Genomic DNA, 12,513 nt, shown 5'->3' on the forward strand with positions numbered 1-12,513 from the left:
CCGCCGAGGTCGTTGTCTCCCTCGCGTGCCGCGGACTTCATGCGCTGCCCGCTGCTCTACCGCTTCCGGGTGATCGACCGCCTGCCCGAGAAGCCCAGCGCGGCCGCCACCCGCGGCACGCTGGTGCACGCGGTGCTGGAGCGCCTCTTCGACGTCCCCGCCGCCGAGCGGACCGCGCCCCGCGCCCGTGACCTGCTGCCCGGCCAGTGGGAGCGCCTGCGCGAGAGCCGTCCCGAGGTGATGGAACTGTTCGCCGACGACCCCGACGGCACCCGTCTGGCCCGGTGGCTGGAGGAGGCCGAGGGGCTGGTGGAGCGCTGGTTCACGCTGGAGGACCCGACCCGCCTGGAGCCCGTCGAGCGGGAGTTCACGGTGGAGACGGAGCTGGAGTCGGGCCTGCGGCTGCGCGGGATCATCGACCGGGTCGACGTGGCGCCCACCGGCGAGGTCCGGATCGTGGACTACAAGACCGGCAAGGCCCCCCGCCCGCAGTACGCGGAGGAGGCCCTGTTCCAGATGAAGTTCTACGCCCTGGTCGTGTGGCGGCTGAAGCGGGTGCTGCCGCGCCGCCTCCAGCTGGTGTACCTGGGCAGCGGCGACGTGGTGACGTACGACCCGGTTCCCGCCGACCTCCAGCGGGTGGAGCGCAGACTGCTCGCCCTGTGGGAGGCGATCACCCTGGCCACGGCGACCGGCGAGTGGCTTCCCCGCCGCGGCCGGCTCTGCGACTGGTGCGATCATCAGGATCGCTGCCCGGAGTTCGGCGGCACGCCCCCGCCGTACCCGCTGCCGGTCACCCTGCCCACGCCGGCGCCGCGCACGGCAGAATGAACCGGGCCGGCCGCCGGGGGTTGCGTCGCCGGCCGGAGACCGAGGGAGATGTCACGTGGCGATCCGCGTCCTGCTGGTGGACGACCAGCCTCTGCTGCGCACCGGCTTCCGGATGATCCTGGAGGCCGAGCAGGACATCGCCGTCGTCGGCGAGGCCGGCGACGGCCGCCAGGCCGTGGACCAGGTCCGGACGATGCAGCCGGACGTGGTCCTGATGGACATCCGGATGCCGCGGATGGACGGGGTGGAGGCGACCCGCCGCATCACCGGTCCGGAGCGCGACGGCCCGGCCAAGGTGCTGGTGCTGACCACCTTCGACCTGGACGAGTACGTCGTGGAGGCGCTGCGCGCGGGGGCCAGCGGCTTCCTGCTGAAGGACGCCCCGGCGCACGAGCTGGTGCAGGCGATCCGCGTGGTGGGGGCCGGTGAGGCGATGCTGGCGCCGAGCATCACCCGGCGGCTGCTGGACAAGTACGCCACCCACCTGCCGTCGGGCGAGGAGACGGTGCCGGACGCGCTGCGCACGCTGACCGAGCGTGAGGTCGAGGTGCTGAAGCTGGTGGCGCGCGGCCTGTCCAACGCCGAGATCGCGGCGGACCTGTTCGTGGGCGAGACGACGGTGAAGACCCACGTCGGGCACGTGCTGACCAAGCTGGGGCTGCGCGACCGGGTGCAGGCGGCGGTGTACGCGTACGAGAGCGGTCTGGTCCGTCCCGGCGGCCAGTGAGCCCGGGGCGAGGGCTGCCGGCGGGCCCACCCGGTCCCGCCCGGCGGCCGCCCGTGACGCGGGACGGCGGAGCCCCCACCCGGGATCCCGGGTGGGGGCTCCGCCGTCCCGCACCGGGTCAGCTGCTCTTGCTGATCTCCCAGAAGCGGAACACCGTCGAGGCGTCCAGGCACTTCTCGAGGCCGTACACGCCGTCGCGGACGACCGCGTACTGCTTGGCCTGCCAGACCGGCAGGATCGGCAGCTCCTCGGCCACGATGTCCTGGAGCTCGCCGTAGTCGTTGGCCGTGGCGGAACGTTCCCGCTGGGCGGCGGTGGCCGGGACGAGGTCCTCGGTGATGGTCTTGTTCTCGTAGTTGTTGCCGAGGACGTTGCCCTCGCCGAAGAACGGACCGGTGAAGTTCTCCGGGTCCGGGTAGTCCGGCACCCAGCCCTTGACGTAGACGCCGTACTTGCCGTCGGCGATGTCCTTCTCGTACTGGTCGAACTTCACCGACTTCACCTGGGCGTCGAACAGCCCGCTGGAGTTGAGCTGCTCGGCGATCGCCTCGAACTCGTCGTCCGTGGACGGGCCGTAGCGGTCCGGGGTGGACCACAGGGTCAGCTTCACCTTGTCGGTGACGCCCGCCTCGGTGAGCGCCTGCGCCGCGGCGGTCTTGGACGGCTTGCCGCCGTAGGTGTCGAAGAAGGCCGTGTTGTGGCCGGTGATGCCCGCCGGGACGATCGAGTACAGCGGCGTGGCGGTCTGCTCGTAGACCTTGTCGATCAGGGCCTCGCGGTCCAGCAGGTAGGCGATCGCCTTGCGGACGCCCACGTTGCCGACGACCGGGTCCTTGACGTTGAAGACCAGGTGCTGGACCTCGGCGCTGTTGCCCTCGAGGACCGATATCTCCTCGTCGCCGGTGCTGTTCTGCTCGATGTCCGCGATGTCGCTGGCGGCCAGGCCTCGGTAGGCCACGTCCACCTCGCCCTCGGTGAGCGCGGTCTTCAGGGCGGCGCGGTCGCCGCGGAAGAGCTTGAGGGTGACGCCCGCGTTGCGGGTCTCGGCGGTGCCCTTGTAACCGGCGTTCAGGGAGAAGACGGCCTTGTCCTCGTCGAACGAGTCGAGCTGGTAGGGGCCGGAGCCGACGGCCTCGCCGTCCTCACGCAGCTTGTCGGCCGGGTACTCGCCCCGCGGGACGATCGAGCCGGCGCCCGAGGCGATCTTGCTGGGGAAGGTCGCGTCCGGGAACTTCAGCTTGAAGACGGCGGTCTTCTCGTCCGGCGTCTCGATCTTGTCGAGCGAGGCGAACATGACGGCCGGGCCGGACGGGTCGTTGATCTTGAGCATCCGGTCGAAGGTGAACTTCACGTCCTCGGACGTGAACGGGTCGCCGTTGCTGAACTCCAGGCCGTCGCGGAGCGTGCACTCGAAGACCTGGGTGTGGGCGTCGGTGAAGTGACACTCCTCCGCGGCCTCCGGCTTCGGCTCGATCCCGCCCCGGGGGAAGGAGAGCAGCGACTGGAAGACGTTGTTGAACAGCAGCCAGGAACCCGGGTCGTAGCCGGAGGCCGGGTCGGTGGCGAGCACGTCGTCGGTCATGCCGACGACGACCGTGGAGTCGGCGTTGTCGCCCGCCTCCTCACCCGTGCCGCAGCCGGCGAGCAGACCCGCGGACAGGGCGGCGAGCGCGGGCAGAACCGGCCACCGATGATGTCTCTTCACGTGATGAGCCTTGTCGTGCGTTGGATACGGAGACCGGACTCGGCCGAGCCCGGCTGCGATGTGGGGGGGGTGTCCCCGCCGGCCCGCGGGACGGGACCGGCGGGAGGGGGTCACTCGGAGCCGACGCCCTTGCCCAGCTCCCAGAGCTGGAGCGTCGAGGAGGAGTTGAGCGCGTAGGCGGTGCCCGTGACGTCGTCGCGGGCGGCGATGTACTGCTTGCCCTGCCACAGCGGCAGCACCGGGACGTCCTCGGCGACGATGTCCTGCACCTCGGTCAGGCTCGGCGCCGCGTCCATCCGGTCGGGCTCGCGCCGCGAACGGGGGATCAGCACCTGCTGCACCTTGCTGTTGGCGTAGGGGGACCCGAGGAAGTTCTTCTTGTCGAGGAACGGCGCCAGGTAGTTGTCGGCGTCCGGGAAGTCGGGGAACCAGCCCATGCCCCAGACCTCGTACTTGCCCTTCAGGGACGCCGGGCGGAACTCCTTCCACGGCGCGCCCTTGGGGTCGCCCACCGTGAAGAGCCCGCTGGCGTTGAGCTGGTCGGCCAGCACGTCGAACTCCTCCGCGGTGGCGGAGCCGTAGTGGTCGACCGTGAAGTGCAGGTCGAGCGGAACCGGGGTGCTGATGCCGGCCTCGTCGAGGATCTTCGCCGCCTTGGCGGCGCTCGGCTCGCCGTACTTGTTCAGGAAGGCGTTGGAGTGCCCGGGCAGGGAGGCCGGGACGAGTGAGTAGAGCGGCTCGGACTGGGCGCCGTACACCCGGGCGACCAGCTCGTTGCGGTCGACGATCTGCGCGATCGCCTGGCGGACCGCCTTGTTCTGCACGGCGGGGGCGTCGGTGTCGAAGGCGAGGTAGCGGATGTCCAGACCGGACATCTCGACCACCTCGATGCCGTCGTCGGGCTTGGCGTCCAGCTCGTTGACCTGGTCCGGGGTCAGCGTCCGCGACATCACGTCGATGTCGCCCCCGGCTATGGCCGTGCCCATCGCCTCGGCGGTCTCGAAGGCCACCAGCTCGGCCCGCCCGTTGCGGACGTCCAGGGAGCCCCGGTAGTTCGGGTTCCTGGTGAAGACGGCCTTCGCCAGGGTGCCGTCCTCGACCTGGGCCTCCATCGTGTACGGGCCCGAGCCGTGCACCGAGAAGCCGTCGAGGAGCCGGTCCTCGGGGTACTCGTCCGGGTCGACGATGGCCGCGACCGGGGTGGAGAGCTTGTACGGGAAGGTGGCGTCGGCGGAGTTCAGGTGGAAGACCACCTCGCGGTCGCCCCGGGTCTCCACCGTGTCCACGGTGGAGAGCAGACCGGCGACGCTGCTCTCCGAGTCGATGCGCAGGACCCGCTCGACGGAGTACTTCACGTCGTCCGCGGTGACGGGGCCACCGTCGGCGAACTTCAGGTCCTTGCGGAGGGTGCAGGAGTACCGCTCGTTGCCCGTGTCGGTGAACGCGCAGTGCTCGGCCGCCTCGGGCTGCGGGTCGCCGCCGCCGCGGGGCTGGACCAGGAGGGTCTGCAGCGACTGCCGGAGGATGTTCCAGCTGCCGACGTCGTACGCGTACGCGGGGTCGAGCGGGGCGGGGGCCTCGGCCGAGGCGGAGATCCGGTCGGTCGTGCCCACCTTGAGCGAGGTGTCGTCCGAACCGCCGTCGGATCCGCCGCACGCGGCGATCAGGGGAGCGACCAGGCCGATCACGGCCGGCAGCGCCAGAGTCTTGCGGTTCATGCTCGGACGTCTCCAGGCTGTCGATTTCCGCGTACCCGGCGGGCCGAGGGTGGTGCGCGTCGGGTCGCGGGCGCGAGGGATGTTTCTCGCGGCCGACATTAGCCGCCGCCGCCCGGACGCCCGGAACGGACCGCAACTGATTTGCCGTCACGCTTCGGAACCGGCCGCCGACGCAGCGACAACGGCGCGGCGGAAGGATTCGTGCGACATTTCCCCAAACCGGGCACAAAGAACCCCCGCCGGAAGGGCCGACGGGGGCTCCACCACGGATTACGGACGCCGTCGCCCCCCTCCGACGTGGCGAAGGTCACAGGAATGATCGGCGGAAAAGAAACCCGAAATCAGGTCCGGCTATCTCCGCGCTGGAGAGGCTCTACGCCTTTCTCGTATTCCCGGAAACACGGTGCGTCAGTGCCCCGCCGAAGCGGGGGTGAACGAATGGTGTACGCGCTGCGCCTATTCCGTGCCCCGGATGCCCCGGACGCCCTCGTGCGTGGGGATCAGCGACCGCAGGAAACGCAGGTCGACCTCTTCCAGGGACTTCACGACGGTGCGGCCGGGCCCCGGCCGCAGCGGGGCGACCGACGGCACCACGACGACCCGGCAGCCGGCCGCCTCGGCGGCGGCGACGCCGGTGGCGGTGTCCTCGACGACCGCGCAGCGGGCCGGGTCGGCGCCCAGTCCGGTCGCGGCGAGCAGGTAGGGGTCGGGGTGCGGCTTGGTGCGCGGGACCTCGTCGCCGGCCACGGTGAGGCGGAAGTGGTGGGCCCCCAGGGCGGTGAGCACCCGGTCGATGACCCGGCGGTGCGAGGCGGAGACGAGGGCGGTGGGGACGTCGTGGGCGTGGAGTTCGGCGAGCAGGCGGGCGGCGCCCGGCATCAGCGGCAGGTGCTCCTCGATGCGCGCCTCGAAGCCCTGGTTGAGCAGGACGGAGAGCTCCTCGAGCGCGATGTCGGCGCCGGTGGCCTCGATCAGGAACCCGGCGCTGCGGCTCATGGGCCCGCCCACGACCACCTCCCGCCAGGACTCCTGAAGGGTGTGGCCCAGGGCCGCGAAGACCTCCCGCTCCACGTCCCACCAGAAGCCCTCGGTGTCCACCAGGGTGCCGTCCATGTCGAGCAGTACCGCCTGGAGGCCGGACTCCTCGGCCGTCCGGGTCGTGGTGGCGGGGACCGTACTGGTCATCCGTGGAGACCTCCTTGCGCAGCGGGGCTGTGGAACGCCGGGGGCCGACAGGCCGGCCGCCCTCCCCGTGCGGGGAGGGCGGCCGGCCTGCGGCGGATCGACCAGTGTACGACCGGTTCGGGCGAATCGCCCGTCCACGACGGGCGGCGAACGGCGGACGTCGGATCCCGGACCGCGCTCAGCGGGCGTTGAAGTACTTCGCCTCCGGGTGGTGGATGACGATGGCGTCGGTCGACTGCTCCGGGTGGAGCTGGAACTCCTCGGAGAGGTGGACGCCGATGCGCTCGGGCTTCAGCAGCTCGGCGATCTTGGCCCGGTCCTCCAGGTCGGGGCAGGCCCCGTAGCCCAGGGAGAAGCGGGCGCCACGGTACTTGAGCTCGAACATGCCGCTCATGTCGTCCGGGTCCTCGCCGGCGTAACCCAGCTCCGAGCGGACCCGGGCGTGCCAGTACTCGGCGAGCGCCTCCGCGAGCTGCACGGACAGGCCGTGGAGCTCCAGGTACTCGCGGTAGGAGTCGGCGGCGAACAGCCGGGCGGTCTCCTCGCCGATCCTCGAGCCGACGGTGACGACCTGGAGGCCGACCACGTCGGTCTCGCCGGACTCCTGGGGGCGGAAGAAGTCGGCCAGGCAGAGCCGGCGGCCGCGGCGCTGGCGGGGGAAGGTGAACCGGGTGCGCTCGCCGCCGTCCTCGTCCAGCAGGATCAGGTCGTCGCCCTTGGAGACACAGGGGAAGTAGCCGTACACGACGGCGGCCTCCAGCAGGTTCTCCGTCTGCAGCCGGTCCAGCAGGCCGCGCAGCCGCGGGCGGCCCTCGGTCTCGACCAGTTCCTCGTAGGTCGGTCCGTCGCCGGTGCGGGCCTGCTTCAGGCCCCACTGGCCCTTGAACAGCGCGCCCTCGTCGAGCCAGGAGGCGTACTCCTTGAGCTGCACGCCCTTGACCACCCGGGTGCCCCAGAACGGCGGAGCGGGCACCGGGTTGTCGGTGGCCACGTCGGAGCGGACCGGCCCCTCCTCCTGGCGCTCCTCCACCTGGAGGGCGGGTGCGGCCTTCACCCTGCGCTGTCGCAGCTCGGGCAGCTTGGCGCCGGGCACGCCGCGCTTGATGCCGATCAGCGCGTCCATCAGCCGCAGGCCCTCGAAGGCGTCCCGGGCGTAGCGGACCTCGCCCTGGTAGATCTCGTGCAGATCCTGCTCGACGTAGGCGCGGGTCAGGGCGGCGCCGCCGAGGATCACCGGGAAGCGGGCGGCCAGCCCGCGCTGGTTCAGCTCCTCCAGGTTCTCCTTCATGATCACCGTGGACTTCACCAGCAGACCCGACATGCCGACGACGTCCGCGTTGTGCTCCTCGGCCGCGTCCAGGATCGCCGAGACCGGCTGCTTGATGCCGAGGTTGACGACGTTGTAGCCGTTGTTGGACAGGATGATGTCGACGAGGTTCTTGCCGATGTCGTGCACGTCGCCGCGGACGGTGGCCAGCACGATGGTGCCCTTGCCCGCCTCGTCCGTCTTCTCCATGTGCGGCTCGAGGTGCGCCACCGCAGTCTTCATCACCTCGGCGGACTGGAGGACGAACGGCAGCTGCATCTGGCCGGAGCCGAACAGCTCGCCGACCACCTTCATGCCGTCGAGCAAGGTGTCGTTGACGATGTCGAGGGCCTTGCGGGTGGTCAGCGCCTCGTCGAGGTCGGCCTCCAGGCCGTTCTTCTCGCCGTCGATGATCCGCCGCTTGAGGCGCTCGTCCAGCGGCAGCGCCGCCAGTTCCTCGGCCTTGCCGGCCTTGAGCGACTTGGCGGTGGCGCCCTCGAACAGCTGCATCAGCTTCTGCAGCGGGTCGTAGCCCTCGCTGCGGCGGTCGTACACCAGGTCCAGCGCGGTGGTGACCTCCTCCTCGCTGAACCGGGCGATCGGCAGGATCTTGCTGGCGTGCACGATCGCCGAGTCCAGGCCCGCCTTGACGCACTCGTCGAGGAAGACGGAGTTGAGCAGGATGCGGGCGGCCGGGTTGAGGCCGAAGGAGATGTTGGACAGGCCGAGCGTGGTCTGCACGTCCGGGCGGCGGCGCTTGAGCTCGCGGATCGCCTCGATGGTGGCGACGCCGTCCTTGCGGGACTCCTCCTGGCCAGTACAGATGGTGAAGGTCAGGCAGTCGACCAGGATGTCCGACTCCTGGATGCCGTAGTTGCCCGTCAGGTCGTCGATCAGCCGCTCGGCGATCTCGACCTTCTTCTCCGCCGTGCGGGCCTGGCCCACCTCGTCGATGGTCAGCGCGATCAGCGCCGCACCGTGCTCCCGGGCCAGCTCGGTGACCTTCGCGAACCGCGACTCGGGGCCCGCGCCGTCCTCGTAGTTGACCGAGTTGATGACGGCGCGCCCGCCCAGCTTCTCCAGGCCGGCCCGCAGCACGTCCACCTCGGTGGAGTCGAGCACGATCGGCAGGGTGGAGGCGGTCGCGAACCGGCCGGCCAGCTCCGCCATGTCGGCGACGCCGTCCCGGCCGACGTAGTCCACGCACAGGTCGAGCATGTGCGCGCCCTCGCGGATCTGCTCGCGGGCCATCTCCACGCAGTCGTCCCAGCGGCCTTCCAGCATGGCCTCGCGGAACTTCTTGGACCCGTTGGCGTTGGTGCGCTCGCCGATGGCGAGGTACGAGGTGTCCTGGCGGAACGGCACCGTCTGGTACAGCGAGGCGGCACCGGGCTCGGGGCGCGGGTCCCGCTCGACGGGGGCGACACCGTGGACCCGCTCCACCAGCTCGCGCAGGTGCCCGGGCGTGGTGCCGCAGCAGCCACCGACCAGGGAGAGGCCGTAGTCGCGGACGAAGTCCTGCTGGGCGTCGGCCAGGCCCTCGGCGTCCAGCGGGAAGTGCGCGCCGTCCTTGGTGAGGACGGGCAGACCGGCGTTGGGCATGCACAGCAGCGGGATGCGGGCGTGCCGGGCCAGGTAGCGCAGGTGCTCGGTCATCTCGGCGGGGCCGGTCGAGCAGTTCAGGCCGATCATGTCGATCCCGAGCGGCTCCAGCGCGGTCAGCGCGGCGCCGATCTCGGAACCCAGCAGCATGGTGCCGGTGGTCTCGAACGCCATCGACACCATCAGCGGCACCTGGACGCCGGTGGCCTCCATGGCCCGGCGGGCGCCGACGACGGCGGCCTTGGTCTGCAGGAGGTCCTGGGTGGTCTCCACGATCAGCGCGTCGGCGCCGCCGCCGAGCAGGCCCTCGGCGTTGGCCTGGAAGCCGTCGCGGACCACCGGGTAGCCGATGTGGCCCAGGGTGGGCAGCTTGGTGCCGGGGCCCATGGAGCCCAGCACCCAGCGCTGCCGGCCGGTGCGCGCGGTGAAGTCGTCGGCCGCCTCGCGGGCGATGCGGGCGCCCGCCTCGGAGAGCTCGTGGATCCGGTCGGCGATGTCGTACTCGGCGGCGGCGGACTGGTTCGCGCCGAAGGTGTTGGTCTCCACGCAGTCGACGCCGACCTCGAGGTAGGCGTCGTGCACCGAACGGACGATGTCCGGGCGGGTGACGTTCAGGATCTCGTTGCATCCCTCGAGGTCCTGGAAGTCCTCCAGGGTGGGGTCCTGCGCCTGGAGCATCGTGCCCATCGCCCCGTCGGCGACCACCACGCGGGTGGCGAGGGCCTCTCGGAGGGCGGAGACGCGGGCACGGGCGTCGGCTGCGGACGGGGACGGCGACGAGGCCATGGAGGTGCTCCCTGGGATGCGACGGCTGTCGGCTTTGCGCTGTCGCGGACCGATTCCGCGGGGTGCGCACCGGATCAGCCTAGCCCGGCCGTCCACCGAGCGGCGTCCCGGTCCACTTCGCGGACTCCGGATGGCGGGCACCTCCCACCGGACCGGATCATGGCGTAATCGCGCCGTCACGCTCAGGTGTCGTCCCACGCGTCTCGTCATTACCATGCGGAGGATGACGAGCTCCCAGATCCTCATCGGCGAGACAGTAGGGACGGCTCTTCTCATCCTCCTCGGCGCCGGCGTCTGCGCCGCCGTCACACTCAAGGCGTCCAAGGCCCGAAACGCCGGATGGCTCTCCATCGCCTTCGGCTGGGGCCTGGCCGTGATGGTCGCGGTCTACGCCACGGGCCCCGTCTCCGGCGCCCATCTCAATCCCGCGGTCACGCTGGCCCTCGCCCTGGACGGCGGGACGTCCTGGGCGGACCTGCCGCTGTACTGGGCCGGGCAGATGGCCGGCGCGATGATCGGGGCGACCCTGGTCTGGGTCGCCTACTACGGACAGTTCCACGCCCACCTGACCGACCACGAGATCGTCGGCGGCCCCGGCGCGCAGAAGACACCGACCGCCACCGGCAAGGCGCTGGAGGCGCGGGAACCGGACGCGGGGCCGGTACTGGGCGTCTTCTCGACCGGCCCGGAGATCCGCCGGCCGCTGCTGAACCTGGCGACGGAGGTCATCGGCACCGTCGTCCTGCTGCTGGGCGTGCTCACCCAGGGCCTCAACGCCGAGGGCGACGGCCTGGGCCCGCTGGGCGGGCTGATCACCGCCCTGCTCGTGGTCTCGATCGGCCTGTCGCTCGGCGGGCCCACCGGATACGCGATCAACCCGGCCCGCGACCTGGGCCCGCGCCTGGTGCACGCCCTCCTCCCCCTGCCCAACAAGGGCGGCTCCGACTGGGGGTACGCGTGGGTGCCGGTCGTCGGTCCGCTGATCGGCGCGGTCGTCGCGGCGGGTCTCTACCGGGCGCTCCTCGCTTGAGGGAGCATGCGCCCGGGGGAGATCCGGCGCAGTGAGGCAGGCACCACCCGACCCACCCGCACGTACCCGTCCGCACACCTCGGGGAGTGACCAGTGACCGACAAGAAGAGTTCCGGCCCGTACATCGCGGCCATCGACCAGGGCACGACGTCCAGCCGCTGCATCGTCTTCGACCGCGACGGCCGGATCGTCGCGGTCGACCAGAAGGAGCACGAACAGATCCTCCCCAAGCCGGGCTGGGTCGAGCACGACGCGATGGAGATCTGGGCCAACGTCCAGGAGGTGGTCGCCGGAGCCATCAGGGCGGCGGGCGTCACGCGCAAGGACATCGTGGCCGTCGGCATCACCAACCAGCGCGAGACCACCGTGCTGTGGGACCGGAACACCGGCCTGCCGGTGCACAACGCGATCGTCTGGCAGGACACCCGCACGGACGCGCTCTGCCGGGAGCTGGGCCGCAACGTGGGCCAGGACCGGTTCCGCCGGGAGACCGGCCTTCCGCTGGCCTCCTACTTCGCCGGCCCCAAGGCGCGCTGGCTGCTGGACCGGGTGGACGGCCTGCGGGAGCGGGCGGAGGCCGGGGAGATCCTCTTCGGCACCATGGACAGCTGGGTGATCTGGAACCTGACCGGCGGGGTGAACGGCGGCCGGCACGTCACCGACGTCACCAACGCCTCCCGCACCCTGCTGATGAACCTGCGCACCCTGGACTGGGACGAGCGGATCTGCGAGTCGATCGGCGTGCCCACCGCGATGCTGCCGCGCATCCGCTCCTCCGCCGAGGTGTACGGGCAGATCGGCGGCGGGGACCTCGGCGAGCTGCTGGAGGGGGTCCCGGTAGCCTCGGCCCTGGGTGACCAGCAGGCCGCGCTGTTCGGCCAGACCTGCTTCGCCGAGGGCGAGGGCAAGTCGACCTACGGCACCGGCACCTTCCTGCTGATGAACACCGGCGAGAAGATCATCAACTCCTACAGCGGCCTCATCACCACGGTGGGCTACCGGATCGGCGACCAGAAGCCGGTCTACGCGCTGGAGGGCTCCATCGCGGTCACCGGCTCGCTGGTGCAGTGGATGCGCGACCAGATGGGGCTGATCTCCGACGCAGCCGAGATCGAGCCGCTGGCCGCCTCGGTGGAGGACAACGGCGGCGCCTACTTCGTGCCCGCGTTCTCCGGCCTGTACGCCCCGTACTGGCGCTCCGACGCCCGTGGGGTGATCGCCGGGCTGACCCGGTACGTCACCAAGGCGCACCTGGCGCGGGCCGTCCTGGAGGCCACGGCCTGGCAGACCCGGGAGATCACCGACGCCATGGCCAAGGACTCCGGGGTGCGTCTCGCCACCCTGCGGGTGGACGGCGGCATGACCGGCAACGACCTGCTGATGCAGGTCCTGTCCGACTGCCTCGACGCCCCCGTCGTGCGCCCCGAGGTGTCCGAGACGACCTGCCTCGGCGCCGCCTACGCGGCCGGTCTGGCCGTCGGCTTCTGGAAGGGCGTCGACGAACTGCGCGCCAACTGGCGGCAGGACGCCGAGTGGACGCCGCGGATGGACCCGGAGGTGCGCGACCGCGAGTACCGGAACTGGCTGAAGGCGGTGCAGCGGACGATGGACTGGGTCGAGGAG

At 71.1% G+C, this 12,513-nt stretch carries 8 protein-coding genes; 4 read left to right on the plus strand and 4 right to left on the minus strand.

Annotated features, from left to right (window positions below; genetic code table 11):
- The coding region (locus HW445_RS06860; protein ID WP_180220126.1) for a RecB family exonuclease at window positions 1–831 on the plus strand (831 nt) is incomplete at its 5' end.
- 55 nt (window positions 832–886) lie between these two features.
- Window positions 887–1,558 carry a response regulator transcription factor gene (locus tag HW445_RS06865; protein WP_151774701.1) on the plus strand — a complete coding sequence of 224 codons (672 nt, stop codon included), beginning with the start codon at window positions 887–889 and terminating at the stop codon, window positions 1,556–1,558.
- Window positions 1,559–1,676: 118 nt separating this feature from the next.
- Here HW445_RS06865 and HW445_RS06870 read toward each other — a convergent pair whose 3' ends face one another.
- From HW445_RS06870 to metH, 4 genes are all read right to left on the minus strand, one after another.
- Window positions 1,677–3,263, minus strand: a complete 1,587-nt coding sequence (locus HW445_RS06870; protein ID WP_180220127.1) for an ABC transporter substrate-binding protein — start codon at window positions 3,261–3,263, stop codon at window positions 1,677–1,679.
- A 110-nt stretch (window positions 3,264–3,373) separates the two neighbouring features.
- Window positions 3,374–4,981, minus strand: a complete 1,608-nt coding sequence (locus HW445_RS06875; RefSeq protein WP_180220128.1) for an ABC transporter substrate-binding protein — start codon at window positions 4,979–4,981, stop codon at window positions 3,374–3,376.
- A 456-nt stretch (window positions 4,982–5,437) separates the two neighbouring features.
- Window positions 5,438–6,166: an HAD family phosphatase gene (locus tag HW445_RS06880; protein ID WP_180220129.1), complete on the minus strand. Its 729-nt coding sequence runs from the start codon at window positions 6,164–6,166 to the stop codon at window positions 5,438–5,440.
- Between the two features lie 178 nt (window positions 6,167–6,344).
- Window positions 6,345–9,860 carry a methionine synthase gene (metH, locus tag HW445_RS06885; RefSeq protein ID WP_180220130.1) on the minus strand — a complete coding sequence of 1,172 codons (3,516 nt, stop codon included), beginning with the start codon at window positions 9,858–9,860 and terminating at the stop codon, window positions 6,345–6,347.
- 223 nt (window positions 9,861–10,083) lie between these two features.
- Here metH and HW445_RS06890 point away from each other — a divergent pair, with 223 nt between their 5' ends.
- A complete protein-coding gene (locus HW445_RS06890; RefSeq protein WP_180220131.1) occupies window positions 10,084–10,890 on the plus strand; it encodes an MIP/aquaporin family protein in 807 nt (268 codons plus the stop codon).
- A 93-nt stretch (window positions 10,891–10,983) separates the two neighbouring features.
- Window positions 10,984–12,513: glycerol kinase GlpK (gene glpK / locus HW445_RS06895; protein ID WP_180220132.1), on the plus strand; the 1,530-nt coding region annotated here is incomplete at its 3' end.

Origin of the sequence: Streptomyces sp. UH6 (assembly GCF_013421635.1) — a bacterium.
Taxonomy (GTDB): domain Bacteria; phylum Actinomycetota; class Actinomycetes; order Streptomycetales; family Streptomycetaceae; genus Streptomyces; species Streptomyces abyssomicinicus.

What these genes read in the sequence shown, in the direction of transcription:
- HW445_RS06875 (WP_180220128.1), bottom strand. Translation starts at nt 4,981, where the DNA reads ATGAACCGCAAGACTCTGGCGCTGCCGGCCGTGATCGGCCTGGTCGCT.
- HW445_RS06880 (WP_180220129.1), bottom strand. Translation starts at nt 6,166, where the DNA reads ATGACCAGTACGGTCCCCGCCACCACGACCCGGACGGCCGAGGAGTCC.
- metH (WP_180220130.1), bottom strand. Translation starts at nt 9,860, where the DNA reads ATGGCCTCGTCGCCGTCCCCGTCCGCAGCCGACGCCCGTGCCCGCGTC.
- HW445_RS06890 (WP_180220131.1), top strand. Translation starts at nt 10,084, where the DNA reads ATGACGAGCTCCCAGATCCTCATCGGCGAGACAGTAGGGACGGCTCTT.